Source organism: Pseudomonas sp. B21-035 (assembly GCF_024748945.1).
GTDB lineage: Bacteria > Pseudomonadota > Gammaproteobacteria > Pseudomonadales > Pseudomonadaceae > Aquipseudomonas.
This window is the reverse complement of record NZ_CP087179.1, coordinates 1,609,436-1,633,947: the sequence shown is the minus strand read 5'-3', so window position 1 is coordinate 1,633,947 and position 24,512 is coordinate 1,609,436. Positions and strand designations below refer to the sequence as shown.

At 61.4% G+C, this 24,512-nt stretch carries 23 protein-coding genes, 5 tRNA genes and 1 riboswitch; of the genes, 9 read left to right on the top strand and 19 right to left on the bottom strand.

The window, feature by feature from the left end:
- Nucleotides 1-70 precede the first annotated feature (70 nt).
- Both LOY22_RS07555 and LOY22_RS07550 read left to right on the top strand, forming a co-directional pair.
- On the top strand, nt 71-697 hold the full coding sequence (locus tag LOY22_RS07555) for a glutathione S-transferase family protein (protein WP_093385680.1): 627 nt from the start codon (nt 71-73) through the stop codon (nt 695-697).
- A gap of 21 nt (nt 698-718) precedes the next feature.
- The gene (locus LOY22_RS07550) at nt 719-1,741 is read left to right on the top strand and encodes an LLM class oxidoreductase (protein ID WP_093385685.1); all 1,023 of its coding nucleotides are present in this window, start codon (nt 719-721) and stop codon (nt 1,739-1,741) included.
- A 40-nt stretch (nt 1,742-1,781) separates the two neighbouring features.
- Here LOY22_RS07550 and LOY22_RS07545 read toward each other — a convergent pair whose 3' ends face one another.
- Both LOY22_RS07545 and LOY22_RS07540 read right to left on the bottom strand, forming a co-directional pair.
- Nucleotides 1,782-2,159 carry a cytochrome c gene (locus tag LOY22_RS07545; RefSeq protein WP_258597015.1) on the bottom strand — a complete coding sequence of 126 codons (378 nt, stop codon included), beginning with the start codon at nt 2,157-2,159 and terminating at the stop codon, nt 1,782-1,784.
- Nucleotides 2,160-2,250: 91 nt separating this feature from the next.
- Nucleotides 2,251-2,327: transfer RNA gene (locus LOY22_RS07540), tRNA-Arg, on the bottom strand.
- 293 nt (nt 2,328-2,620) lie between these two features.
- Between LOY22_RS07540 and LOY22_RS07535 the strand changes: the two genes are divergently transcribed.
- Complete coding sequence (locus LOY22_RS07535; RefSeq protein WP_258597013.1) at nt 2,621-2,818, top strand: hypothetical protein; 198 nt, start codon at nt 2,621-2,623, stop codon at nt 2,816-2,818.
- A gap of 3 nt (nt 2,819-2,821) precedes the next feature.
- On the opposite strand, the gene phnN is transcribed toward LOY22_RS07535, so the two are convergent.
- Nucleotides 2,822-3,418, bottom strand: coding sequence for a phosphonate metabolism protein/1,5-bisphosphokinase (PRPP-forming) PhnN (phnN, locus tag LOY22_RS07530; RefSeq protein ID WP_258597011.1), 597 nt, complete (start codon nt 3,416-3,418; stop codon nt 2,822-2,824).
- A 36-nt stretch (nt 3,419-3,454) separates the two neighbouring features.
- Nucleotides 3,455-3,646, bottom strand: a complete 192-nt coding sequence (locus LOY22_RS07525; protein ID WP_082075482.1) for a hypothetical protein — start codon at nt 3,644-3,646, stop codon at nt 3,455-3,457.
- A 114-nt stretch (nt 3,647-3,760) separates the two neighbouring features.
- Here LOY22_RS07525 and LOY22_RS07520 point away from each other — a divergent pair, with 114 nt between their 5' ends.
- Nucleotides 3,761-4,087, top strand: coding sequence for an Arc family DNA-binding protein (locus LOY22_RS07520; protein ID WP_010226671.1), 327 nt, complete (start codon nt 3,761-3,763; stop codon nt 4,085-4,087).
- A gap of 59 nt (nt 4,088-4,146) precedes the next feature.
- Here the strand turns inward: LOY22_RS07520 and LOY22_RS07515 are convergent, their stop codons facing one another.
- The 3 genes from LOY22_RS07515 to fepB are packed head-to-tail and all read right to left on the bottom strand — an operon-like array spanning nt 4,147 to nt 7,142.
- Nucleotides 4,147-5,175 (bottom strand): iron chelate uptake ABC transporter family permease subunit, encoded by a 1,029-nt coding sequence (locus LOY22_RS07515; RefSeq protein ID WP_258597009.1) that lies wholly within the window; start codon nt 5,173-5,175, stop codon nt 4,147-4,149.
- Entirely contained in the window at nt 5,172-6,212 is a 1,041-nt protein-coding gene (locus tag LOY22_RS07510; RefSeq protein WP_249744367.1) for an iron ABC transporter permease, read from the bottom strand. Before LOY22_RS07510 ends, LOY22_RS07515 begins: the two co-directional genes overlap by 4 nt.
- 3 nt (nt 6,213-6,215) lie before the next feature.
- Nucleotides 6,216-7,142: a Fe2+-enterobactin ABC transporter substrate-binding protein gene (fepB, locus tag LOY22_RS07505; protein ID WP_045200185.1), complete on the bottom strand. Its 927-nt coding sequence runs from the start codon at nt 7,140-7,142 to the stop codon at nt 6,216-6,218.
- 157 nt (nt 7,143-7,299) lie between these two features.
- Between fepB and LOY22_RS07500 the strand changes: the two genes are divergently transcribed.
- A complete protein-coding gene (locus tag LOY22_RS07500; RefSeq protein WP_045200183.1) occupies nt 7,300-8,094 on the top strand; it encodes an ABC transporter ATP-binding protein in 795 nt (264 codons plus the stop codon).
- On the opposite strand, the gene LOY22_RS07495 is transcribed toward LOY22_RS07500, so the two are convergent.
- Nucleotides 8,082-8,873, bottom strand: coding sequence for an IclR family transcriptional regulator (locus LOY22_RS07495; protein ID WP_093387648.1), 792 nt, complete (start codon nt 8,871-8,873; stop codon nt 8,082-8,084). The two genes, LOY22_RS07500 and LOY22_RS07495, sit on opposite strands and share 13 nt — an antisense overlap.
- 182 nt (nt 8,874-9,055) lie before the next feature.
- Here LOY22_RS07495 and LOY22_RS07490 point away from each other — a divergent pair, with 182 nt between their 5' ends.
- Entirely contained in the window at nt 9,056-11,143 is a 2,088-nt protein-coding gene (locus LOY22_RS07490) for a TonB-dependent receptor (protein WP_093385709.1), read from the top strand.
- 33 nt (nt 11,144-11,176) lie between these two features.
- The gene (locus tag LOY22_RS07485; protein WP_093385713.1) at nt 11,177-12,484 is read left to right on the top strand and encodes an NtaA/DmoA family FMN-dependent monooxygenase; all 1,308 of its coding nucleotides are present in this window, start codon (nt 11,177-11,179) and stop codon (nt 12,482-12,484) included.
- A 53-nt stretch (nt 12,485-12,537) separates the two neighbouring features.
- Here LOY22_RS07485 and mgtE read toward each other — a convergent pair whose 3' ends face one another.
- The 8 genes from mgtE to alaS form a co-directional block, all read right to left on the bottom strand.
- On the bottom strand, nt 12,538-13,980 hold the full coding sequence (gene mgtE / locus LOY22_RS07480) for a magnesium transporter (RefSeq protein WP_045200179.1): 1,443 nt from the start codon (nt 13,978-13,980) through the stop codon (nt 12,538-12,540).
- 387 nt (nt 13,981-14,367) lie between these two features.
- Nucleotides 14,368-14,444 (bottom strand) — tRNA-Arg (locus tag LOY22_RS07475).
- A gap of 76 nt (nt 14,445-14,520) precedes the next feature.
- A tRNA-Arg gene (locus LOY22_RS07470) sits at nt 14,521-14,597 on the bottom strand.
- Nucleotides 14,598-14,674: 77 nt separating this feature from the next.
- Nucleotides 14,675-14,751 (bottom strand) — tRNA-Arg (locus LOY22_RS07465).
- A gap of 108 nt (nt 14,752-14,859) precedes the next feature.
- A tRNA-Ser gene (locus LOY22_RS07460) sits at nt 14,860-14,950 on the bottom strand.
- A 72-nt stretch (nt 14,951-15,022) separates the two neighbouring features.
- Nucleotides 15,023-15,211: a carbon storage regulator CsrA gene (csrA, locus tag LOY22_RS07455; RefSeq protein ID WP_010226667.1), complete on the bottom strand. Its 189-nt coding sequence runs from the start codon at nt 15,209-15,211 to the stop codon at nt 15,023-15,025.
- A 185-nt stretch (nt 15,212-15,396) separates the two neighbouring features.
- Nucleotides 15,397-16,632 (bottom strand): aspartate kinase, encoded by a 1,236-nt coding sequence (locus LOY22_RS07450; RefSeq protein WP_010226665.1) that lies wholly within the window; start codon nt 16,630-16,632, stop codon nt 15,397-15,399.
- A gap of 88 nt (nt 16,633-16,720) precedes the next feature.
- Entirely contained in the window at nt 16,721-19,339 is a 2,619-nt protein-coding gene (gene alaS, locus LOY22_RS07445) for an alanine--tRNA ligase (protein WP_258597005.1), read from the bottom strand.
- A 351-nt stretch (nt 19,340-19,690) separates the two neighbouring features.
- Nucleotides 19,691-19,842, top strand: a riboswitch (FMN riboswitch).
- A 92-nt stretch (nt 19,843-19,934) separates the two neighbouring features.
- Between alaS and LOY22_RS07440 the strand changes: the two genes are divergently transcribed.
- Complete coding sequence (locus tag LOY22_RS07440) at nt 19,935-20,441, top strand: 6,7-dimethyl-8-ribityllumazine synthase (RefSeq protein ID WP_045200175.1); 507 nt, start codon at nt 19,935-19,937, stop codon at nt 20,439-20,441.
- Between the two features lie 174 nt (nt 20,442-20,615).
- Complete coding sequence (locus tag LOY22_RS07435; protein ID WP_258597004.1) at nt 20,616-21,806, top strand: M91 family zinc metallopeptidase; 1,191 nt, start codon at nt 20,616-20,618, stop codon at nt 21,804-21,806.
- Between the two features lie 17 nt (nt 21,807-21,823).
- Here the strand turns inward: LOY22_RS07435 and astE are convergent, their stop codons facing one another.
- Genes astE through astB form a run of 3 tightly spaced genes read right to left on the bottom strand, consistent with a single transcriptional unit; the run spans nt 21,824 to nt 24,496 of the window.
- On the bottom strand, nt 21,824-22,831 hold the full coding sequence (gene astE / locus LOY22_RS07430; protein WP_045200172.1) for a succinylglutamate desuccinylase: 1,008 nt from the start codon (nt 22,829-22,831) through the stop codon (nt 21,824-21,826).
- 10 nt (nt 22,832-22,841) lie between these two features.
- Nucleotides 22,842-23,132, bottom strand: coding sequence for a topoisomerase II (locus LOY22_RS07425; RefSeq protein ID WP_045200170.1), 291 nt, complete (start codon nt 23,130-23,132; stop codon nt 22,842-22,844).
- Between the two features lie 14 nt (nt 23,133-23,146).
- Nucleotides 23,147-24,496 (bottom strand): N-succinylarginine dihydrolase, encoded by a 1,350-nt coding sequence (gene astB / locus LOY22_RS07420; protein WP_093385733.1) that lies wholly within the window; start codon nt 24,494-24,496, stop codon nt 23,147-23,149.
- Between the last annotated feature and the right edge of the window lie 16 nt (nt 24,497-24,512).

Genomic DNA, 24,512 nt, shown 5'->3' with positions numbered 1-24,512 from the left:
TGATCGTTTTTCAAGCAGCCCAGGCGCGCCTAGCATAGTCCGTCTCTGATCACTCCTGAAGAGAAAGCCCGTGCCGCTAATTCTGTATAGCGATAGCTCACCTAATGGCTTCAAGATCACCATCGCCCTCGAAGAGCTGGGGCTGCCCTACACCCTCAAGCATGTACAGATCGACCATGGCGAGCATCGCCTGCCTGAGTTTCTCGCACTCAACCCTCATGGCCGCATTCCGGTGCTGGTTGATCCCGAGCGCGATATCACTCTGTTTGAGTCAGCGTCGATCCTTTTGTACCTGGCCGACAAGAGCGCACGCCTGCTGCCCGATTCCCCCCGTGAACGCTGGGCGGCCATCACCTGGTTGCAGTTTCACGCGGCGAGCATGGGGCCGATTTTGGGCCAGCGCGTGCATTTCGAACGGTTCGCCGAACAGCCCTGCCCCGAAGCCATCGCCCGCTACCGGCGCCTGAGCGAAGAGGTGTTCAGCACCCTCGACCAGCGCCTGACCGGCCGGCCCTGGCTGGCGGGCAGCAGTTACTCGATCGCCGACATTGCCACCTTCGGCTGGACCCATATCGCCCGGATCATCGACTTTGATTTCAGCCACTACCGACACCTGAGCGCCTGGCATGAACGCGTCAGTCAACGCCCTGCCGTGCAGCGCGGCATCCGCCTGCCCGCCCCCGCAACCGGCCCCTGAAGGACTAAAAGGAATTAATCGATGAACCCAACCCTGAACGGCGCCAGCGCCCACGCCTTCGCCCACCACCCTGGCTATCGACGCATGTTCGCCGCCGACCGCCTGACCCTGGGGATCTTCCTGCCGCTGCGCTTCTATCGCGGCGACATGGCCGTGCTCACTGGCCAGGCCGCGCTGGTCAGCGACATCGACCGCCTGGGCTTCGCCGGCGTCTGGGTGCGCGATGTGCCACTGTACGATCGGCACTTCGGCGATGCCGGCCAGCTGTTCGACCCCTTTGCCTACTTGAGCTACCTGGCCGCGCACACCCGGCGCATCGCCCTGGCCACGGGCAGCGCGATCTTCGCCTTGCGCCACCCGATCGACCTGGCCAAGGCCGCCTGCACCATCGACCAGCTGTCAGGCGGGCGCCTGGTGATGGGCATCGCTTCCGGGGATCGGCCGGTGGAGTTTCCCGCCTACGGTCTGGATCATGCCGAGCGCGGCGAACGCTTTGCCGAGGCCGTGAACTATTTCCGCCAACTGCTGCACAAGGGCGACCACCCGATTGAATCAACCCTCGGCCAAATGAGCGGCGCGCAACTGCTGCCCAAGCCCGTTGGCAGCGCCATCCCGCTGCTGGTCACCGGCAGCTCGCGCCAATCCATGCAGTGGCTGGGCGAACAGGCCGATGGCTGGCTGACCTTTCCTGATGCGACTGAAAACATCCTTGGCCCCCGGCGCCTGGCCGAGAAAATCCGCGCCTGGCGCGACTGCATTCCCGGCGGCGGCTTTCGCCCGCACGTGACCAACGAGTGGATCGATCTGGACGCCAACCCCGATTTTCCGCGCACGGCGATGCAGGGCGGCTACGTGCTGAGGACCGGGCGCAAGGGGCTGATTGATCTGCTCGGGGAATGGCAGGATGCGGGGGTCAATCATGCGGCACTGGGCATTCAGTTTTGCCAGCGCCCGGCGGCGGAGGTGATTCAGGAGCTGGCAGAAGAAGTGCTGCCGTCATTTGCATCCCATGAAGGACCGTTGCCGTTGCGCCAGGATTGGTAGATCCCAGGCCGCAGCTGTTGCTGCGGCCTGACACCAGGCATCATCGAGTGTTGCCAATCACCGCACTCATGTATTGATTCAAATCGCGAAAATCCTGAACTCGCCAAGCGTACGGCGCCACCTTCACACCATTTTCTCGTAATGTCCTGGGGATCAAGTCGCCGTTGGGGCGAAGTATTACCGATGAGACGATAACGCCCGGGTAGTCTTTCAAGCGTTTCTTGAATGCCGAGGTGGTCAGATCAGGGGTGGGCGGGTTGCTTTTGTTCGCCAAGGGCCCGGTCCCCTTGATGTCTGCCCCATGGCACATGGCGCATCGTTGCAAAAAGAGCTGTTTGCCATTGGCATTATCCGCCAAGGACGTGGATGCCTGAATCAACGATAGAATCCCGAGCGCAGCGATGATTAGTCTTTTCATTTTCAGGGCTTTATTGACTCTTCATGCAGCTGCGCCGTTGCCACAAAGAAACGCAGCAGTCAGAAGAATGGCCAGAGAGGCGAAAGTGAGATGGTGTCCCAGGGCAGGTTCGAACTGCCAACCTTCCCCTTAGGAGGGGGATGCTCTATCCAATTGAGCTACTGAGACACAGAGCCGGCAACGGGCGTCGCGCGGCAAGGACGGCGTGCATGTTAACCAGCAGGCCGGCATTTGTCATGTCATCCGTGGGGCTTTTTGCCTGTGGGTTTTTCAACGGATCGTGCAATCTGCAATGAGGCAGTCAGCCATCATTGCAGATTGCACGCAAAAGCGCACAAAAAACCAGCTTAACCCTCTGATTTTAAAGGGTAAATCACGATAAAGAGGCTGGCATGCAGTGTGCATTGTCTAGTTCATGACACGTGGCTCGGGGCCCAGCCCCGCCTTTGCGGAGTATGTCCATGAACAGCACCCTGTTTCTGCTCAATGCCCTGGCCCTAGCCGCCCTGGTTGGCCTGGTCGTGCAACCCGACAGCATCGCCACTGCGGCACAAGCCCATGCGGCACCGGCGATGAAAGCGCAACTGGCCGTGTTCGGCGCACAGGCTGCGCAAATGCAAAGCGCACCGCTTGCAAGCAGCGAACGGCTGGCGTTCTAGGCTTCAACCCAGGCCAGGCACACCCTGTTCGCGCAACAGCCCAAGCAAGCGCTGCACCGCCTCGTCCAGCGAGCTGGAGTTGTCCAGCACTTGCACCTCACCCTCTTCTACCCTCACCTGCTGCGCCCGCGCCAGGCGCTGTTCGATGTCTTGCGCAGTTTCCCGGCCGCGATCCAGCAGGCGCTGGCGCAGTACGTGATGGTCGACCCGCAGCAGCACCGGCAACAGGTCGGAATAGCGTTCACGCGCCTGCTGCAGATGCGCGCGCGAGCCATTGACCAAAACCGCGTGCCCTGCAGCCAGCCAGGCATCGATTTGCACCGGTATGCCATAGGCCAGGCCATTGGCCTGCCACTGCAGGGCAAAGGCGCCCTCGGCGCTCAGGCGCTGGAACTCTTCGAGGGAAACACCGACGGCGTCTTCACCCTTGGCCTCGGCCGAGCGGGTGATCACCCGCCGGGCGATGTGCACGTTCAGGCGCTGCAATTCAGCGCGCGCTGCATCGATAAGGGAATCTTTTCCGGCCCCCGAGGGTCCCATCAGGTACACCAGGCGACCCGGGTTCGCTGTACGCCGCGTCGCGCTTGCGTCATGCTGCATAGCCACTATGCTCAATGGTAGGAAAGCACGCGCATTCTAGACGCTTTCCATGGCCTTTTCTGCCTGATGCATGGCGTTGTCGACGAAGGTCTGCAGGCGCGGAAAAAGAGAAAATGAAAACTTTTCAAACCAGTACTCATTTCTGATAATTGGTACTGGCAAAACGCCTTTATCCGGTTCAATATTTGTCACAGAATTGACGCCAAGGAACCGGCGATAATGAGGCATGATTCACGCCTCATTCACAATTCAGGTTGAACATTTTGACGCCGGGATGGTCGTAGTGACATCGTGCGGCCAATTTCGAGAACCGCTTCCCCCTGAACTAAACCGGTCAATTATATGCGCCCAATGAAACAGGCTATTTACTCAAGCCGCACCGCTGACAAATTCGTCGTCCGCCTCCCCGACGGAATGCGTGAGCGCATTGCCGAGGTAGCGCGCAACCACCACCGCAGCATGAACTCGGAAATCATCGCTCGCCTGGAGCAGAGCCTTATTCAGGAAGGTGCGCTGGGTGAAGAACTGAGCATGCGTCTGGACAGCCCGGAACTGTCCCTGCACGAACGCGAACTGCTGCAACGTTTCCGCCAGCTTTCCCATCGCCAGCAAAACGCGCTGGTGTCGTTGATTGCCCATGACGCCGAGATGGCAGCTGACGCTTCCTGATTGCGTGGCTCAATCACTCAAGGCCAATGCCCGTGCATTGGCCTTTTTTATTGCCTGGCTCAAATCCGCCTGCTGCGCGACAACAACCACAGCAGATAGAAACCACCGAGCAAACCCGTGGTCAGGCCAATGGGCAGGTTGAGATTGAAGGCCAGGCGCTGACTGATCAGGTCGGCCACCAGCAACAACACCGCGCCCATCAACGCGCCAGACAACAGCGGCACTTCTGGTGCAGCGGTCAGCCGCCTGGCCAGTTGCGGGGAAGCCAGGGCGACAAAGGCGATGGGGCCCGCTGCCGCCGTGGCAATCGCGGTCAAGCCCACAGCCGCCAATACCATGATCAGCCGCGTACGCTGCGGGGCAATGCCGAGCTGACTGGCGCTGTCATCGCCCATTTCCAACAGGTCGATGTGTCGCGCATGGCCAATCACCACGGGCACGATGGCGATGAAACCCAGTGCTGCTGGCAGCACGTGAGACCAGGTCCGGGTGTTGAGCGAGCCGGCCAGCCAGATTTGCGCCGACATCGCCCGGTCAAGGTCGCCCATCACCAGCAGTACGGTGTTGAGCCCCGAGAGCATCGCCCCCACGCCAATCCCCACCAGCACCAGGCGATAGCCACCAGTGCTGCGCCCGCGCATCGACAGCACGAACACCAGCAAGGCGGTGCCCACCCCCGCCAGCACCGCCGCCAGCGAGGTACCCAGGGGGCCGGCATCAAACAGGATGATCTGCACGATGGCACCGCTGGCAGCGCCGGTGGTAAAGCCGATGATATCCGGTGAGCCGAGGGCGTTGCGCGAGATCGACTGGAAAATTGAACCGGCCATGCCCAGCGCGCCGCCGACCAGCAGCGCCGTCAGTACCCGCGGCAAGCGAACCCGTTGAACGATCCGCTCGGCGGTCGGGTTGCCACCACCTGCGAACAGGCTGTCAAACACCTGACCTGGTGTCAGCGCCAACGAACCTACGCCCAGCAACATGATCGCCAGCCCTGCTGCCAGCAGCGCCAACAGCGCACACACCACCGCAACCCGAGGCCGCCAACGCAACGAGTAATTGCCCAGGCGCAGCACCGCACCCGTCATGACCGACTCATCCGGAACCTGCGCACGATGACGATGAAGAACGGCCCGCCGATCAACAGGGCAATGATCCCGGCCGCGACTTCCGCTGGCGCCGCCACGACCCTACCGATCACATCGGCGCCCAGCAGCAGGATCGCCGCCAACAACCCGGCATACGGCAGGATCCAGCGGTAATCAGGCCCCACCAGCCGCCGGGCCAGGTGCGGCGCGAGCAGGCCGACGAAACCAATCGGCCCGGCCGCCGCTGTTGCTGCCCCGGCCAGCAACATCACTGCCAGGCACGCGAGCAGCCAGGTGGCGCGAAGATTGACGCCGAGCGCCTGGCCAAGATCCGCGCCCAGGGCCATGGCATTGAGGTTGCCGACCATGGCGATGGCCAGCGCCAGCCCGACTGCAACGACCACCGCCAGCACGCCAAGGGTCTGCAAGCCGCTGCCTTCGACCGAGCCTGCCGACCATTTGCGAAAACTGTCGAATACCTCAAGGGGAGCATTGAGCAGGATGATGCCAGTGATCGACACCAGCATCACCGACAAGCCTGCCCCAGCCAGCACCAGGCGCACCGGATTGGTCCCGGTTTCGTGGGCCTGGCCCAGGACGAACACGGCAACCCCGGCCAGCCCGGCGCCGGCAAAGGCAAAGCCGACATACTCGACAATGCTCACCAGCTTGAACAGGGTGACAGCGATGATCACTGCCAGCGCCGCACCGGCGTTGATGCCCAGCAGCCCGGGTTCGGCCAGCGGGTTACGCGTCAGCGCCTGCATCAGCGCCCCGGCCACGCCCAGGGCCAGGCCTGCGAGAATCGCCACCAGAGTGCGCGGAACACGCAGTTCGCGAATCACCAGATGCTGATTGTTCTGTGGGTCATACGCCCAGAAGGCATCGGCGATTTCGCCAAGAGCGATGCTGCGCGAACCGATCAGCAAGCTGCAGGCGGCGACCAGCGCAAGCACGCCCAGGCCGCACAGCAGCCCCGATGAGCGCATGCGCCGTTGGCGATTGAAAACCATGGCGGGCAACACGGCAGTCGCCATGACTCAGCGCAGGTGCCGGGCGACGGTATCGATCATCTGCCGGCCAGAGTAGTAGTCGATACGAAACGAAGTCGGGCCCAGCGCGTAGACCTTTTTCTGCACCACCGCCGGCAGGTTGGCCAGCAGCGGGTCGGCAACAAACGCCTGTACATCGGCATCGGTGCCACCCAGCAGGAACACGCTTTCACCGGTGATCGCAGCCGAAAGGTTTTCGCGGGAAATGAACTCGAAGTCGACGGCGCGAGTGACCTCACCGCTCATGGCCGGCGGCAGGCTCGCGACCTTGATCCCCAGCGCGGTGAACAAGCGGGCCTGCGGGCTGGAAGCACGGCCAACAGAATAACTGCCACCAATGTTGTAGCCGACGATACTCACCCCGCCCACGGGCGCTTTGATCGTGGCAGCGGCGCGTGCGGTGTAGTCGTCAAAATCCTTGATCGCCGCCGCTGCCTGCGCCTGCAGCCCCGCCGCCTGACCAAGGCGGGTAGCGATCTGTTGCCAGCTCTGGTTCGAATAATTGACCACGACGGTGGCGATGCCCTGGGCCTCAAGCTCGGCCTGGTGCTGGACGACGCTATCGGCGCCAGTGGCAACCAGTACCAGCAGGTCGGGATTGACGCCGATCACCGACTCGATATCGAACACCAGGTTGGGGTACAGCACCTCGACTTTGCGCTGATCCGCAACCGCCGCCCACTGGCTGAAAAAGCCCTTGCTGTCGGTCATCCGGCTCGGCGTGGTGGCCGCGCTGGCAACCAGTGGCGCCTCCATGGCCAGCAAGATGCCGGTGACACTCGGCGAAGTCGAAGCAATGCGCAGCGGTTTGGCGGGCTCGCTGGCGGCGCTTGCCGGGCTCGGCCCAACGGCGCTGCAGGCAAGCAGGATCAGCGCCGCAACAGCAAGCATTGGCGCGAAGGTGAGCTTTTTCATCGGCAATCGGTCTTTTGCTACAAGGGCGGCAGGAAGGGTTCGAGAACGGGCACAGGCTCGTCTAAACGTGGATGCGATGCAATCGCATTCCATATTGCAGAATTAATTCTGCACATGCAATACTCGCCGCCGAGCTGCCAGCAAGGAAAGGCTACCCATGACGCATCGCCTGCATGCTGACGCCGTGACGCTGCGTTACGATCAGCGCACCATCTCCAGCGACCTCTCCATCGCCATTCCCGACGGCTCTTTCACGGTGATCGTCGGGCCCAATGCCTGCGGAAAATCCACTCTGCTTCGAGCCTTGTCGCGGCTGCTGGCCCCAGCCCATGGTCGTGTGGTGCTCGACGGCAAAAGCATCACCGCGCTTGCGGCCAAAGAGGTTGCCCGGCGCCTCGGCCTGCTGCCGCAAAGCGCCACGGCCCCGGAAGGCATCACGGTCGCCGACCTGGTGGCTCGCGGGCGCTTCCCCCATCAGTCGTTCTTGCGCCAATGGTCGCCAGCCGATGAGCAGGCGGTCAACGCCGCCATGGCCGCCACCCAGGTCAGCGCGCTGGCCGAGCGGGCGCTGGACGAGCTGTCCGGTGGCCAGCGCCAGCGGGTCTGGATTGCCATGGTGCTGGCGCAGGAAACACCGATCCTGCTGCTCGATGAACCGACCACCTTTCTCGACATCGCCCACCAGATCGAATTGCTCGAACTGCTCAGCGATCTCAATCGCCAGGGCCGAACCATCGTGGCGGTGCTGCACGATCTTAACCAGGCCTGCCGCTATGCCACGCACCTGATCGCCATGCGCGATGGCGCGGTGCTGGCCGAGGGCGCGCCCGGGGCGATTTTCACCGAGGCGCTGGTGCAAGAGGTATTCGGCCTGCCGGCGGTGATCATTGCTGACCCCGTCAGCGGCACGCCGCTGGTGGTGCCCAAGGGTCGCCAGGCTCAACCGCGCTGATCGAAAATCCGCCCGCCGGTGGCCTGGTTGACCAGGCCGGCTTCGCGGTGCAGGGCGTCGCGATCCTCTGCTGACTTGAGCTGGCCAAGGTCAGTGACCGTGGTCATTACGCAGGCGATTTCCTGCTGCGCATCGAACACCGGCGCCGCCTGGCCGGTGACGTTCGAGAGCAGATGGCTGGTCAGCTCGGCCCAACGGCCATTACGCACCTGATCGAGCAGCGCCTTGTTAGGCGGCGTGCCACGAAAATGCGCGGGCTGCTGCTTGCGCGCGGCATCGATCACAGCTTTGGGCAGGAAGGCCTGGAACACCAGGCCGCACGCGGTGTTGTCGATCGGCAGGATGTCGCCCAGGGCCAGCGGGTTGATCGAGAAGTAGGCGCTGCGGTACCAGCGCACCAGGGTCGGGCCGCGGTCGGTCCAGATCGCCACCCCGCCGCTGGCGGCATGCTGTTGGGCCAGGGTCTTCATGTGCTGGGCGGCAATATCCACCGCATCGACGCGCTTCAAGGCGCTGATGCCGATGTTCAGCGCTGCCGGCCCCAGGTCGTAGAGGCCGCTGGCCGGGTCCTGCTTGGCCAGGCCTTCCTTGACCAGGCTCTGCAGGTATCGATGGGCGGTCGAGCCACCGGTCGCGGTGCGCCTGGCAACCTCCCCCAGCGCCAACTCACTCTCGGCATTGGCCAGTACCTGGAGAAAACGCACCGCAATCGACACCGACTGAATAGTGCCGGAGCGCTTTTCCGGGGCTGCTTGCGCCTCTTCGTCCAGGGCGGTCATCTCGTTGCTCAATTCTTCGCTCTCCTCGCCGGCGCGCACGGTCGCGCTTGTTGGCGGCCATGATACCGATTCCCTGAACCCGCACCTATTGCCATTTTGTGGAATGAATTCTTTATTGAGGAACGCAATAGCACCGTGCTACCCTCGAACGGGAAAGAGGATCATTCTCATTTGGGGGCATCTTGAAGGCACATCCACATCGCACACTGCGCCAAGGCTTTAGTGTGTTCACACTCTCGACATTGCTGGCTTCGCCCTACGCATTCGGGCAACCCGAGGTTAATGGCGGCAAGCCAGGCATTGTTTTCGAGCCGATCATCGTCACCGGTGAAAAGCTCGAACGCGAACTCAAGGACACCGCCTCCTCCGTGTCGATCAAGACCGCCAAGGAGATCGACAAGGAAAAGACCGGCAGCGCCTCGGTGGCCGAAGTACTCAATGATGTGCCCAACGTGATCTACACCGACTCGGTCGGCGCGCCGATCATCCGCGGCCAGGACACCCAGGGCCCGAACAACGGCCAGAACGTGTTCTGGGGCGGCACCGTGCCACGGGCGACAATCAACCTTGACGGCCATTACCTGAATTACAACGAGATGTTCTTCGGCGCCACCTCGGTCTGGGATATCGACAGCATCGAAGTGTTCCGCGGCCCGCAGACCACCTCGCAAGGGGCCAACGCGATTGCCGGTGCGATCATCGTCAACACCAAGGATCCGACCTTCACTCCCGAAGCTGCCTACCAGACCGAGGTCGGCAGTTATGACGCCAAGCGCAGCTCGGTGGCTGTTTCCGGCCCGTTGATGGGCAACGAACTGGCCGGCCGCCTGGCGGTGGACTACTCGGCTCGCGACACTTTCATCGATTACGACAACCCGAAGTTCCAGCGCGGCAAGGCCGACCAGAACTTCCGCGCCGTCACCGCCCGGGCCAAGCTGCTGTGGGTGCCCGAGTCGCTGCCGGGCCTTGAGGCCAAGTACACCTTCGCGCACAACGACAGCAACCGTCCGAGCCAGGAGGCCGCCTCGGCGCCCTTGCACAAGCTCGACCACGACACCACCACCATGCCCAGCTGGGAGCAGGACACCAACACCAGCGTGGTGGATGTCAGCTACGACTTCGACAACGGCATCAAACTGTTCAACCAGGCGCAATACTCGCTGTCCAACGTGCAGCGGTTCACCGGCATCGCCGGCGAAGGCGACGCCGATATCAAGCAGAAAAACGCCTCCAACGAATCGCGCATCACCTTCGGCGACGCCCTGGATACCCTAAGCGGCATGGGTGGCATCTACTACGCCCACACCAAGACCGACGAAACCCTGAACCTGCGCGGGCTCTCGGCCTTCGATGACACCAAGGAGAACCTCGGCATCTTCGGCGAACTCAGCTACCGCCTGAGTGAGCGCTGGACCCTGAGCACCGGCCTGCGCTTTCAGCAGGATCACATCGAGCGCCAGGGCAATTCGGTGCTGGCACCGACGGCACTGGACTACGAGAAAACCTTCTCCGCCCTGCTGCCCAAGGTCTCGCTGGCTTACGCAGCGACGCCGGACTGGACCGTCGGCGCCCTGGTCAGCCGCGGTTACAATCCCGGTGGCGTGTCGCTCAATCTGACCACCCGGCAATGGGCGTACTTCAAGGAAGAGTCGATCTGGAACTATGAGCTGTTCAGCCGCGCCAACCTGCTCGACGACCGCCTGATCCTCAGCAGCAACCTGTTCTATATGGACTTCAAGGACGCTCAGTACAACATCCCAGTGGTGATTTCCCCGGGTGTCGCCCAGTCCTACACCATCAACGCCGAAAAGGCCCACGCCTATGGCCTGGAGCTGAGCGCCGACTACCGTGTGCTCGACAACCTGACCCTCAAGGCCAGTGCCGGCGCCTTGCGTACACGCATCGACAAGATCTCCAGCAACGCCGACTACCAGGCCAACGAGTTTGCCCGCTCCCCCGGTTACACCCTGAGCGTTGGCCCGAGCTGGGACATCACCGACAAACTCAACCTCAACGTCCAGGTCCGTCACCTGGATGGCTATTACTCCGACACCGCCAACACCTCGTCCTACTCGGTGAAGCCCTACACCCTCACCGATGCGCGGATGAGTTACCAGTTCAACAAGCAGGTGCAGCTGTACGGCTACGTGAAGAACGTGTTCGACGACCGCTCGCCCACCTATATGCAGCAGAACCGCGGCATCGGCGGCACCGAGGCGAGCATGACCCTGCCGCGCATGGTCGGCGTCGGCGTCAAGGGCGCGTTCTGAGCCCATCAAAAGACCACAAGGAGAATTGCAAGGATGAGTACCCCCAAGCGCCTGCACATTGGCCTGTCACTGGCACCGACCTGGTTGAGCGGCGATGGCTGGCGGCGCGAGAACAGCAACATAGAAGGTATTTTCACCGCCGAGTTTGCGATTGATCTGGCCAAGCGCGCAGAAGCTGCGCACCTGGACTTTGTCTTTCGCCCCGATGTTCATGCTTTGGTGCCGGAGATGCTCGAAAGCGGCTCGGGCTTCGCCAGCCTCGACCCGAGCATCCTGCTCGCCGCAGTTGCCCAGCACACCTCGAAGATCGGCCTGGTTTCGACCGTATCGACCACCTTCCTGCCGCCCTATGTAGTCGCCCGCCAGTTGCAGTCTTTGAACTGGATCAGCAAGGGCCGGGTCGGCTGGAACATCGTCACCGCGCTGCAAGGCCACGAGAATTTCGGCCTGACGGCAATGCCCAGTGCCGATGAGCGTTACCAGCGGGCTGCGGAGTTCACCCGGGTGGTTCATCAGCTGTGGGACAGCTTCCCCAGCGACGCCCTGAAACTGGATCGCAGCACGGGCCGTTACGCCGACGCCTCACAGGTTCGCCCGATCGACCACGACGGCGCTCACCTGAAGGTCAAGGGCCCACTCAACCTGCCGGTGTACGCCAACACCCGAATCCCGCTGGTGCAAGCCGGCGCATCCGATTCGGGCCGTGACTTTGCCGCGTCGGTGGCCGACCTGGTATTCGCCCCCACGCCGGATATCGACGCTGCGCTCGAGCTGCGTCACGACCTGTCCCGCCGCGCTGAAAAACACGGCCGCGATCCGGCCGACATTCGCCTGCTGCCCGGCCTGAGCCTGTACCTGGCCGAGACCCGCGAACAGGCCCGCGAGCTGTTCATGTGCACCCACGCGCGCATCGACAAGCCGCGCAAGTTTGCCTCGATCAAGGAGATGACCGGGCTCGACCTCAACCAATGGCCAGAAGACCGCCCGATCACCGCCGCTGACCTGCCTGCGCCCGTGAGCAATCCTGGCAGCCGTACCCACACCAACCTGCTGCGACGCCTGATCGAACGTGAATCGCTGCGGGTCAGTGAGTTACTGTTGCGCCCAGAGGTGATCTCGGCTGCACACTGGCAGGTGATCGGTACGGTGGACGATGCCGTCGAGAGTATTGTCGAATGGGCTGCATCCGGTGCCATCGATGGCTTCATCGCGGCGCCCGGTGGCTCGCTGGAATCGGTGCACCTGTTCCTTGAACAGGTGATGCCACGCCTGGTGCAGGCCGGGTTGTTCCGCGAGTGCTACAGCGGCTCGACCTTTATCGAGCACCTCACCGAGCAATAAACGCCAGGCAAAAAAACACCCCTCGCGAGGGGTGTTTTTTGTCGGATGCTCAATCAGAGCAGGAAGATGGTGGCAAGGCCCAGGAAGATGAAGAAGCCACCACTGTCGGTCACCGCCGTGATCATCACGCTGGAGCCCATCGCCGGATCGCGGCCCAGGCGCACCAGGGTCATCGGGATCAACACCCCCATCAGCGCCGCCAGCAACAAGTTGAGGGTCATGGCGCCGGTCATGACCACGCCGAGCGACCAGCTGTCATACAGCAAGTAGGCAACCACACCAATCACTCCGCCCCAGATCAGGCCGTTGATCAGCGACACCGCTAGCTCCTTGCGCATCAACCGCGAGGTGTTGCCGGGGCTGACCTGGTCGAGGGCCATGGCGCGCACGATCATGGTGATGGTCTGGTTGCCGGAGTTGCCGCCGATACCGGCAACGATCGGCATCAGCGCCGCCAGTGCCACCAGTTTTTCGATCGAGCCTTCGAACAGGCCGATCACCCGCGAGGCGACGAAGGCAGTGATCAGATTGATTGCCAGCCACGCCCAGCGGTTGCGCAGCGAGCGCCAGACCGAGGCGAAGATGTCTTCTTCTTCGCGCAGACCGGCCATGCTCAGCACTTCGCTTTCGCTTTCTTCACGAATCAGGTCGACCATTTCATCGATGGTCAGACGGCCGATCAGGCGATCGCTCTTGTCCACCACCGGCGCGGAAATCAAGTCGTAACGCTCGAACGCCTGAGCGGCATCGTAGGCGTCTTCATCCGGGTGGAAGCTCACCGGATCGCTGGCCATGACCTCGGCGACTTTCTTCTCCGGGTCGTTGACCAGCAAGCGCTTGATCGGCAGCACGCCCTTGAGGATGCCGTCGTAATCGACCACGAACAGTTTGTCGGTGTGGCCTGGCAGCTCCTTGAGCCGGCGCAGGTAGCGCAATACCACTTCGAGGCTGACGTCTTCGCGGATGGTGACCATCTCGAAGTCCATCAATGCACCGACCTGGTCCTCGTCGTAGCTCAGGGCCGAACGCACGCGTTCGCGCTGCTGGGCATCGAGGCTTTCCATCAGCTCGTGGACAACGTCACGGGGCAGCTCGGGCGCCAGGTCAGCCAGTTCGTCGGCGTCCATTTCCTTGGCAGCGGCGAGCAGCTCGTGATCGTCCATGTCGGCGATCAGGGTCTCGCGGACCGAGTCGGACACTTCGAGGAGGATGTCACCGTCGCGCTCGGCCTTGACCAGTTGCCAGACGGTCAGACGATCGTCCAGCGGCAAGGCTTCGAGAATGTAGGCAACGTCGGCGGAGTGCAGGTCGTCGAGCTTGCGTTGCAGCTCGACCAGGTTCTGGCGGTGAACGAGGTTTTCTACCAGGTCATGGTGATGACCTTCCTGACGGTGGGTCAGGTCTTCGACCACGCGTTGACGCTGCAGCAGTTCGACCACCTGGGCCAGGCGATCCTGCAGGCTTTCTTGCGTCTTTTTTACTTCTACTTCAGTCATAGGCGAACTCCACTCCCAGCAGCGGAGCACGCCGGGAGATCAATCAGTCAATTCTTGATTGGCAAAACTTGCTATTGAGTAACTACTGGGTAAGTCCATGGTGGTATTCCACAAGCCCCGGCGGGGCTGACGGGCGCAATCATACACCGCTTGAGCTGTCAGGGTGCTGAAAAAATCGCGGCTAGAACAATCGTTTGCGAGACATACTTGTGACAACGTATGCAGGCAACAGTGCGACGGCGGTAGCGCGAAAAAAAACACATCGGGATCGGCATAAAATAGCGCGGGGCTGGCACGGCAACGATGACAGTCTATTCATCACGCCTTACCGGAAGATGAATGCCGGAAAGCAAAAAGCCCGCCTTGATAGGCGGGCTTTCTGTTGTATGGTGCACTCAGGAGGATTCGAACCTCCGACCGCTCGGTTCGTAGCCGAGTACTCTATCCAGCTGAGCTATGAGTGCAGATTGGCGCTTGATGGACCAGATCACCTCTGGTTACAGCTAAAGCAACTTTCAAACTGAAAACTGCTTCGGTGTATGGTGCACTCAGGAGGATTCGAACCTCCGACCGCTCGGTTCGTAGCCGAGTACTCTATCCAGCTGAGCTATGAGTGCAGGGTTGGCGCTTGATGGACCAGATCACCTCTGGTTGCAGCTGAAGCAGCATTCAAGTTGAAAACCGCTTCGTCGTATGGTGCACTCAGGAGGATTCGAACCTCCGACCGCTCGGTTCGTAGCCGAGTACTCTATCCAGCTGAGCTATGAGTGCATTTGTTACCGCGCATTATAGGCCGCTAAATCATTTTGCCAACCACTTTTTCGTTTAATTTCAACGACTTAGGCGATCCAGGCAGATTACAGCGTCCTACATGAATAATGGCGGAGAAGGGGGGATTCGAACCCCCGATACCCTTGTGAGGTATACTCCCTTAGCAGGGGAGCGCCTTCGGCCACTCGGCCACCTCTCCGCAACACGGGGCGTATAATAACCAGACCCTTCCCCGTTTGCAAACTCTTTTTTGAAAAAAACTCGATAAAAATTAATGGGTTGGTTCTTCGTCCTTCTCTTTCTTGATCCGCAGGTAGATTTCCTCACGGTGGACGGCCACTTCTTTAGGGGCGTTGACCCCTATCCGCACTTGGTTTCCTTTGACGCCGAGCACGGTCACGGTGATTTCGCCGTCGCCAATGATCAGGCTCTCGGCGCACCGACGAGTCAGAATCAACATAGCTTTCTCCTCACGCAATTCAGTTCAGGGATAACAGTCTGCAAAAAAAAGGGCTTCAGCCTACAACCCGTGACGGCTGCTGACCTACGCCTAAGTATTGACTAGCGCGAGCAAAAGCACAGATTTCTCACGCCAGCCAGAAACACGAAGGGCGCGGCATGGCCGCGCCCCCAGAGGCAGCCGCCTTACTCGCCCTGTCGGGCAGGGGCGTCCAGCTCGAAGGCGGTGTGCAGGGCGCGCACTGCCAGCTCCAGGTACTTCTCTTCTATTACCACCGAGACCTTGATCTCGGAGGTGGAGATCATCTGGATGTTGATGCTCTCCTTGGCCAGCGCTTCGAACATGCGGCTGGCAACACCGGCGTGGGAACGCATGCCGACGCCGACGATCGAGACCTTGGCGATGTTGGTGTCACCTACCACTTCGCGAGCGTTGAGCTCGGCGGCGGTCTTGTCCAGGACCTTGTGGGCCTTGTCGTAGTCGTTGCGATGCACGGTGAAGGTGAAGTCGGTGGTGTTATCGTGCGAAACGTTCTGCACGATCATGTCGACTTCGATGTTCGCGGCACTGATAGGGCCGAGGATCTTGAAAGCAACGCCCGGGGTATCCGGTACGCCACGGATGGTCAGCTTGGCTTCATCGCGATTGAAGGCGATGCCGGAAATGATCGGCTGTTCCATGGATTCCTCTTCATCAATGGTAATGAGGGTACCCGGACCCTCCTGGAAGCTGTGCAGCACGCGCAGCGGGACGTTGTACTTGCCGGCGAACTCGACGGCGCGGATCTGCAGCACCTTGGAACCGAGGCTGGCCATTTCCAGCATCTCTTCGAAGGTGATCTTGTCCAGGCGCTGGGCCTGGGCCACCACGCGCGGGTCGGTGGTGTAGACACCATCGACATCGGTGTAGATCTGGCACTCGTCCGCCTTGAGCGCTGCCGCCAGGGCCACGCCGGTGGTGTCGGAGCCACCGCGACCGAGGGTGGTGATGTTGCCGTGCTCGTCGACCCCCTGGAAACCTGCAACCACCACCACGCGGCCGGCCTTGAGGTCGCCACGAATCTTCTGGTCGTCAATCTGCAGGATGCGCGCCTTGTTGTGCGCGCTGTCGGTGAGGATCCGCACCTGGTTACCGGTGTAGGACACCGCCGGAATACCACGTTTGATCAGGGCCATGGCCAGCAAGGCGATAGTCACCTGCTCGCCAGTGGAGACGATCACATCCAGTTCACGCGGAACCGGCTGATCGCTGATCTTCTTGGCCAGGTCGATCAGGCGATTGGTTTCGCCGCTCATCGCCGACAGTACTACCACCAGGTCATCGCCGGCTTCGCGGAACTTCTTGACCTTGTCGGCAACCTGCTCGATTCGCTCGACTGTGCCGACCGAGGTACCGCCAAATTTCTGTACGATCAACGCCATTTCAAAGCCGCCTCAGCCCATGAAGGGCACCCAATAAACATTCAAACGACGCCATGGCCCGCCACTGGACGGCGGGCCGATGTACGCCTTAAACGCCCTGCTCCACGAATGGCACGGTCAGGGCCAGCGCGTTGTCCAGCGCGGCGGTGTCTACGCCACCACCTTGCGCCATGTCCGGACGACCACCGCCCTTGCCACCCACCGCGGCAGCGGCTTGCTTCATCAAATCACCGGCTTTGAGTTGGCCAGTCAGGTCTTTGGTCACACCGGCAACCAGTACGACCTTTTCCTCATGGACACTGCCGAGCAGGATCACTGCGCGGCCGAGTTTGTTCTTCAGTTGATCGACCAGCGCCAGCAGCGCCTTGCCATCCTGGCCATCCAGACGCGCGGCCAGGACTTTCACGCCCTTGACCTCGACGGCTGCACTGGACAGGTCGTCGCCAGCAACGCTGGCAGCCTTGGCCTGCAGTTGCTCCAGCTGTTTTTCCAGCTGGCGGTTGCGCTCCAGCACTGCCGAGAGCTTGTCGATCAGGTTTTCGCGGCTACCCTTGACCAGTTGCGCGGCTTCCTTGAGCTGCTCTTCGGCAGCGTTCAGGTAAGCCAGTGCGGCAGCGCCGGTGACCGCTTCGATCCGGCGTACGCCGGAGGCCACGCCACCTTCGCTGATGATCTTGAGCAGGCCGATATCACCGGTACGCTTGGCGTGGATACCGCCGCACAGCTCGACGGAGAAATCGCCGCCCATGCTCAGCACCCGCACGCTGTCGCCGTACTTCTCGCCGAACAGCGCCATGGCGCCCTTCTGCTTGGCGGTTTCGATATCGGTCTCTTCGGTTTTCACCTCGGAGTTCTTGCGCACTTCGCGGTTGACGATGTCTTCCAGGGCCTTGAGCTGCTCTGGCTTGACCGCCTCGAAGTGACTGAAGTCGAAGCGCAGGCGCTGGCTATCGACCAGCGAGCCCTTCTGTTGTACGTGATCGCCCAGCACCTGGCGCAGCGCAGCGTGCAGCAGGTGGGTGGCAGAGTGGTTCAGCGAGGTGGCGTGCTGGACGTCGGCATCGACCCGGGTCTGCACCTGGGTGCCGACAGTCAGGGTGCCGCTGGCCACCACACCGTGGTGCAGGAAGGCGCCGCCGGTCTTGGTGGTGTCGCGCACGTCAAAGCGCACGTTGTCGGCCTGCAGGTAGCCGGTGTCGCCCACCTGGCCACCGGACTCGGCGTAGAACGGCGTGCGGTCGAGGATGACCACGCCCTCCTCGCCTTCGCCCAGCTGCTCGACAACCTTGCCGTCCTTATAAAGAGCAACGATGCTGGCGCTGCCTTCGGTGGCGTTGTAGCCGGTGAACTCGGTGGCCACGTCGACCTTGACCAGGGTGTTGTAGTCCAGGCCGAAGGCGCTGGCGGAGCGGGCACGCTCACGCTGGGCTTCCATCTCGCGCTCGAAGCCTGCTTCGTCGATGGTCAGCTCACGTTCGCGGGCGATGTCGGCGGTCAGGTCCATCGGGAAGCCATAGGTGTCGTACAGTTTGAACACCACGTCACCCGGCACCACGGTGCCCTTGAGCTCGGCCAGGTCCTGCTCGAGGATCTTCAGGCCCTGCTCCAGGGTCTTGGCGAACTGCTCTTCTTCAGCCTTGAGCACGCGCTCGATGTTGGCCTGCTGCTGCTTGAGCTCGGGGAAGGCTTCGCCCATCTCGGCGACCAGGGCGGCGACGATCTTGTAGAAGAAGCTGCCGGTGGCGCCCAGCTTGTTACCGTGGCGGCAGGCGCGACGGATGATGCGGCGCAGGACGTAGCCGCGGCCTTCGTTGGACGGCAGTACGCCGTCGGCAATCAGGAAGCTGCAAGAACGGATGTGGTCGGAGACCACCTTGAGCGACGACTGCTCGGCATTGGCGCAGCCGATGGCGGCGGCCGAAGCGCTGAGCAGGTTGCGGAACAGGTCGATCTCGTAGTTCGAGTGCACATGCTGCATGACCGCACTGATGCGTTCCAGGCCCATGCCGGTATCCACCGACGGTGCAGGCAGCGGGTGCAGCACGCCATCGGCAGTGCGGTTGAACTGCATGAAAACGTTGTTCCAGATCTCGATGTAACGGTCGCCATCTTCTTCCGGCGAGCCGGGCGGGCCGCCCCAGATGTCGGCGCCGTGATCATAGAAGATCTCGGTGCAAGGGCCGCACGGGCCGGTATCGCCCATGGTCCAGAAGTTGTCGGAGGCGTAGGGCGCGCCCTTGTTGTCGCCAATGCGCACCATGCGCTCGGCCGGTACGCCGATCTCTTTGGTCCAGATGTCGTATGCCTCGTCGTCGCTGGCATAGACGGTGACCCAGAGTTTCTCTTCCGGCAGGCTCAGCACCTTGGTCAGGAAGGTCCAGGCGTAGGTGATCGCGTCCTTCTTGAAGTAATCACCGAAGCTGAAGTTGCCCAGCATTTCGAAGAAGGTGTGGTGACGGGCGGTGTAGCCGACGTTTTCCAGGTCGCTGTTCTTGCCACCGGCGCGCACGCATTTCTGGCTGCTGGTCGCGCGGGTGTAGGCGCGCTTTTCCTGGCCAAGGAAGCAGTCCTTGAACTGGTTCATCCCCGCGTTGGTGAACAGCAGGGTCGGGTCGTTGCCCGGAATCAAGGAGCTGGAGGCAACTCGGGTGTGTCCCTGCTCTTCGAAGAAGCGAAGGAAGGCTTCACGGATTTCTGCGCTTTTCATAGGTTCTTCCACGGAAACGGCGGCCTTAAGGCAAATGCTTGCGTCAAATTGACGAAACGACGGCAAAGGGCCGCATTATATCGGGCCTTAGGCTCGGGTGCAGTGTGTTTATGCTATAGAAACCGTCAATTGGACGGCCTGCAACGACAACGTCAGCGAAAAACCGCTCGCTGGCACCCTGCCCGGCCTCTCAGGGCCTGTTGTGATCTGGTGACACGGTATTACTGGGGCCGTATAAAACAATTGGCAAGGTTTCCCTGATGAAATGTCGTTCATCCGGAAAAAACCGTTAGCAGCCTATACGTTTACCTGACATCTGTGCTAATAATTCCCCGCCGCCGATACCGGTGGCAACGTTCTCAGGGCGGGGTGCAATTCCCCACCGGCGGTAATTGCGCGCAATGCGCATAGCCCGCGAGCGCTTGCAGGCCAGCCTGCAAGGTCAGCAGACCCGGTGTGATTCCGGGGCCGACGGTCATAGTCCGGATAAAGAGAGAACGGGATAGGCGCAGCCGCGCCTGTCGCTTTGCACCTGCACGGCGAAATCCCCTTCGATCCAGCGCCCTGTTTCTCATACAAACAGGAGTCCGTTTCAATGCAACCTACCGCAATCGATAGCAAGAACCCTTCCCACGAGCGCATCGCCTTCATCCAGGCTTGCTGGCACAAAGACATTGTCGACCAGGCGCGCAAGGCATTCGTCGAGGAAATGGGTAAACAAGGCTATCAGCCCAGCGACATCGACTTCTTCGAAGTCGGCGGCGCTTTCGAGATCCCCCTGCACGCCAAGCTGCTGGCCCGTGGCGGCCGCTACGCTGGCATCGTTGCTGCCGGCCTGGTGGTCGATGGCGGCCTGTACCGCCACGAGTTCGTCGCCCAGTCGGTGATCAGCGGCCTGATGCAGGTGCAACTGGAAACCGAAGTGCCGGTGTTCTCGGTTGTACTGACCCCGCACCATTTCCATGCCGGCGACGAGCACCAGAACTTCTACTTCGAACACTTCCTGGTCAAGGGCGTGGAAGCGGCGAAAACCTGCGCCGATACCTTGCAGAAGTTGCGTGCGTTACGCCGTAACGAAGTAGCGCAAAAACGCGCAATCTAGTCCTGCATCACCAGCGCCGGCCGCACCGCTGCGGCCGGTTCTTGGGCCCATGGCACCGCTCAGCGATGGGCCTGGCAGCCTCCCCGCCTTGCGCACAGATGCATAAATATGTAGTGCCCGGACATGTTCAAACCTCCATAGCCTGACGTTTTCCCAACGCCCAATGGAGTGGACATGTACAACTTAACCAACCCCAATCCGACTTACTACCTCACCGGGCGCGGCTCGGGCTATGCCCACTTCCAGTATGACGATGACCCGGATCCTGGCGCGGTCCGTCAAGTGATCCTGCTGCATGAGGACAGCAATGTCACCGTCACCTCGGAACACTTCAAGCACTCGAAAACCAGCGCCCCTCACACAAGTCAGGTGGATATACAGGTCCGGTCACCTGCTGAAAATATTGAAATTTCAACCCTGGACTGCAACCTGCACGCTGTCATCGGCACGACCAGGTTTGTCCTGGCGATGAACGACGATCAAATACTGGTCCTGCGCACTCAAAACGCTGGCAGCAGGATCTGGATCACTGAAGACGTGCATCACCAAGTCATTATCAATGCGGGTTATGGCAACAACCATATCGAAACGGGCAGCGGCGACAGCAAAATCTACGTCGGGGCCGGCAACAATCGTATTGTCCTCGGCACAGGGCTTACCTACATCGAAACGGGCTCAGGAGAAAACCGTATCGACGGCAACATCCTGCTGGGCAGCGCAGGCAGTGAGATCTTCTACGCCCGCAACCTGCCCGGCGACAGCCGCTTCAGCCAACCGGTAAGCCCTGAACATGCGGCCCTGGGCAATAACAGTATCCGCCCACAAGGGGACTCACGCTTTCAACGCCTGGTCGCCGACCACCTTGACCTGCTGCGCAAGACCAGCACGGGAAGACAGCTGCTGTCGGCACTGGACAACAGACCCTCGATCACGGTGGACGAAATCCTGAACCATTTACCCTCGGGCTATGAGCCCGACATGGATTTCGATGACAGTTTCGGTGATCACTTCGTTGCACCTAACGGCGATCCGGGCATTGGCGACGCTGGCGGAAAACTGCACTTCAACCCTGCAGGGCCAGCTTCCGACGACCTGCCCCTGCTGGATTTCTATCGTTGCCTGTGCAATGCCTGGAACTCCCTCACCGGCTCGGTTTTCCCAGGCACCTCAATGATCACCACACGAGCCGGCAAGCAACAGGAGGTAGCTAATTCGCAACTGCAGGCCATCGGCATTATCACCAGCCATAGGCCTTTTGATTTCGGCTTGTCCGCCGATACCCCTGCCCTGCGTACCAACCCAGCGCCCTTTACGGAAAATGCCTTGCGCCTGGAGCTGGGCCTGGCTCCGCGAATTCACTTTTAAGTTCAAACGTGCCCAACTCAAGCAAGGCCCTGATCTGACGCGGGCACGATCAAAATACCCGCCCGAAGGCCGTTCTTGACTTTCGGGTTGGGGAAGATGATGCGCGCGCCCTGCTCTTCGACAATCCAGCGGGTATCGGCGATATCCTCGGCCAGCAGATAGCCGGGTTCGAGCTCCGAAAAGTTCTCGACATCGGCCGGCAGGTTCAGGCGAAAATGCTCGCTGTGCTTGATGATCTCGCGCGCCACGCTGAACAGTTTCAATCCATCCAGGGCCTCAGGCGGCTCGGGTTCGGTGCCATCGATAATCTGTTTGAGGCGGGTTTCCAGGCGATCGACGTTGACCGCGCCGTTCTCTCCGAACGGCCGCGCCTTGCCCAGTTCCAGGGTAAAGGCTTCGGCCCCCAGTTGCTCATAGGTGTAGGCCGTGAAGGTGATCGACACCTTGCTCTGCAGCAGCACCGCCTCCATGCCGGCCGCGCTCAGGCGCGCCAGTTCGCGGCGCGAATGCTGGCGGCCTTCCTTGTACGGATAGAGCGCGAACTGCTCGATCTTCGAACCGCGAATGGCGGTGTGCAGGTCGTAATGCAGACGGGTGCGATCAGGCACACTGAAGAAAGTCGCCGCCAGGCGCTCCAGCTCGCAGGCGCGCAGGGCCTCGGGGCCGCTGGTCTGATCGTGGCGACCATTGAACAGGCGGTTGACGTCTTGCTCGATATAACGCTCGCCGCGGCGGATCGCGTCAGGGTTACCGAACAGGAACAGAATACGCGCGCGCGGCTTGAGATCGCCGCGGGCAATGTCGTGCAGCAACCGGTCAAGCAGCTCGATCGGTGCGGTTTCGTTGCCATGGATACCCGCCGAAAGCAGCAGGTCCAGGCCATTGTCAAGGGCATCGGGTGGGCGCACTTCGAGGGCGCCCTCGCCGAGCCAGCGCATGCGTACGCCTTCGACAGTCAGCTGGGTCTTCTCTGCCGGTTCACGACCGGCCAGGGTCAGTTCAAGCAGTTTGCCGAGGGCGAGCATGGGCTATTCCTTAGTGATGGTGGCCGCAATCGGGACCATGGACGTGATCATCATCGTCGCCGGCATCGGCCGGTTCCATTTCCAGCTGCAGGCTCACCAGGTTGGTGGCCAGCGGGCGCAGCAGCAGGTTGGCGTACTCGGTGTCGTCTTCTTCAACGTCGACGCCGATCAGCAGCTGACCACGGCCATCCTGCTGAATCCATACCTCCTTGCCTTGCCAGACCACCGCAAAGCGGGTGCAGGAAGTTTCCAGCTGGGTACCATCTTCATCTTCAAGGATCAGCTGCAGGGCGTCGGACATAGTCGAATTCTCTCTCAAGGTTGGAGTTGGAACGGATAGACCGAACCCAGTTTGAGGATCTGGGTCAGTTCATCCAGTGCCGTACGACATTCCAGCAACAGCTGCGGATCGGCCAGGTCGGTTTCGCTCAGGCGATCGCGGTAGTGCTTGTCGACCCATTGGGTCAAGGTGTCGTACAGCGGTGCGGTCATGATAACGCCTGGATTGACCGCCGCCAGTTCCGTTTCTTTCAATGCCACACGCAAGCGCAGGCACGCCGGCCCGCCACCGTTCTGCATGCTTTGCTTGAGGTCGAAGACCTTGACCTCGCCGACCGGCCCGCCCGAGCGGGTCAGGGACGACAGATAGGCCCAGACCCGCTCGTTGTTGCGACACTCTTCCGGCACGATCAGCAGCATCGAACCATCGGCGCGCGACAGCAACTGGCTGTTGAACAGGTACGAACGCACCGCGTCCTCTACCGTTACAGCCGAGCGCGGTACGCAGATTGCCTTGAAGTTGCCGCCTCGTTTAGCCAGTTTAGCCTGCAGTTGGCCAAGCATCGCCTCGGTCTCAAGGAAGGCGTCCTCGTGGTAGAACAGCACTTCGCCGTTACCGACCGCGATCACGTCGTTGTGGAACACGCCCTGGTCGATCACCGCCGGGTTCTGCTGGGCGAAGACCACGCCCTCCTCGCTCAGGCCGTGCAGGCGTGCGACGGCTTGCGACGCCTCAAGCGTCTGGCGTGCCGGGTACTTCTGTGGCGCCGGGTAGCGGGTGTCGAAGGCGCTGCGGCCGTAGACGAAGAACTCGACACCGGCCTCGCCGTAGCTGCGGCAGAAACGTGTGTGGTTGGCCGCGCCTTCGTCACCAAACTGCGCTACCGCCGGCAAAGCGGCGTGGTGGGCAAAATGCTTGTTATCAGCAAACATGGCGCCGAGCACGCGGCTGGTGGTTGGGTGCTCGATGCTGCGGTGGTACTTGCAGTTGAGGTTGGCGGCGGTGAAGTGCACGCGACCGTCCGCAGTGTCGGCACTGGGGCTGACGGTGGCGGCGTTGGCCACCCACATGCTCGAGGCCGAGCAGCTGGCGACCAGCAACGGCATGGCCTCTTTGGCGGCACGCTCGATCACTTGTGCGTCGGTTCCAGTGAAACCCAGGCGGCGTAGTGCTGCCACGTCCGGGCGCTCCTGCGGGGCCAGTACGCCCTGCTGGAAGCCCATCTCCATCAACGCCTTCATCTTCGCCAGGCCCTGACGCGCCGCTTCACGCGGGTTGGATGCCTGCTGGCTGTTGCTTTGCGAAGCAACGTTACCGTACGACAGCCCGCCGTAGTTGTGCGTCGGTCCGACCAGACCATCAAAATTCACTTCAAACGATTTCATCGGCAAGGCTCCGTGG

What these genes read in the sequence shown, in the direction of transcription:
- astE (WP_045200172.1), bottom strand. Translation starts at nt 22,831, where the DNA reads ATGCTCGCCCTCGGCAAACTGCTTGAACTGACCCTGGCCGGTCGTGAA.
- alaS (WP_258597005.1), bottom strand. Translation starts at nt 19,339, where the DNA reads ATGAAAAGCGCAGAAATCCGTGAAGCCTTCCTTCGCTTCTTCGAAGAG.
- LOY22_RS07495 (WP_093387648.1), bottom strand. Translation starts at nt 8,873, where the DNA reads ATGACCGCCCTGGACGAAGAGGCGCAAGCAGCCCCGGAAAAGCGCTCC.
- LOY22_RS07440 (WP_045200175.1), top strand. Translation starts at nt 19,935, where the DNA reads ATGCAACCTACCGCAATCGATAGCAAGAACCCTTCCCACGAGCGCATC.
- LOY22_RS07500 (WP_045200183.1), top strand. Translation starts at nt 7,300, where the DNA reads ATGACGCATCGCCTGCATGCTGACGCCGTGACGCTGCGTTACGATCAG.
- LOY22_RS07510 (WP_249744367.1), bottom strand. Translation starts at nt 6,212, where the DNA reads ATGGCGACTGCCGTGTTGCCCGCCATGGTTTTCAATCGCCAACGGCGC.
- mgtE (WP_045200179.1), bottom strand. Translation starts at nt 13,980, where the DNA reads ATGACTGAAGTAGAAGTAAAAAAGACGCAAGAAAGCCTGCAGGATCGC.
- LOY22_RS07425 (WP_045200170.1), bottom strand. Translation starts at nt 23,132, where the DNA reads ATGTCCGACGCCCTGCAGCTGATCCTTGAAGATGAAGATGGTACCCAG.
- LOY22_RS07545 (WP_258597015.1), bottom strand. Translation starts at nt 2,159, where the DNA reads ATGAAAAGACTAATCATCGCTGCGCTCGGGATTCTATCGTTGATTCAG.
- LOY22_RS07450 (WP_010226665.1), bottom strand. Translation starts at nt 16,632, where the DNA reads ATGGCGTTGATCGTACAGAAATTTGGCGGTACCTCGGTCGGCACAGTC.
- phnN (WP_258597011.1), bottom strand. Translation starts at nt 3,418, where the DNA reads ATGCAGCATGACGCAAGCGCGACGCGGCGTACAGCGAACCCGGGTCGC.
- LOY22_RS07520 (WP_010226671.1), top strand. Translation starts at nt 3,761, where the DNA reads ATGCGCCCAATGAAACAGGCTATTTACTCAAGCCGCACCGCTGACAAA.
- LOY22_RS07435 (WP_258597004.1), top strand. Translation starts at nt 20,616, where the DNA reads ATGTACAACTTAACCAACCCCAATCCGACTTACTACCTCACCGGGCGC.
- fepB (WP_045200185.1), bottom strand. Translation starts at nt 7,142, where the DNA reads ATGAAAAAGCTCACCTTCGCGCCAATGCTTGCTGTTGCGGCGCTGATC.
- LOY22_RS07535 (WP_258597013.1), top strand. Translation starts at nt 2,621, where the DNA reads ATGAACAGCACCCTGTTTCTGCTCAATGCCCTGGCCCTAGCCGCCCTG.
- LOY22_RS07515 (WP_258597009.1), bottom strand. Translation starts at nt 5,175, where the DNA reads ATGACGGGTGCGGTGCTGCGCCTGGGCAATTACTCGTTGCGTTGGCGG.
- LOY22_RS07485 (WP_093385713.1), top strand. Translation starts at nt 11,177, where the DNA reads ATGAGTACCCCCAAGCGCCTGCACATTGGCCTGTCACTGGCACCGACC.
- LOY22_RS07525 (WP_082075482.1), bottom strand. Translation starts at nt 3,646, where the DNA reads ATGCCTCATTATCGCCGGTTCCTTGGCGTCAATTCTGTGACAAATATT.
- astB (WP_093385733.1), bottom strand. Translation starts at nt 24,496, where the DNA reads ATGAAATCGTTTGAAGTGAATTTTGATGGTCTGGTCGGACCGACGCAC.
- csrA (WP_010226667.1), bottom strand. Translation starts at nt 15,211, where the DNA reads ATGTTGATTCTGACTCGTCGGTGCGCCGAGAGCCTGATCATTGGCGAC.
- LOY22_RS07550 (WP_093385685.1), top strand. Translation starts at nt 719, where the DNA reads ATGAACCCAACCCTGAACGGCGCCAGCGCCCACGCCTTCGCCCACCAC.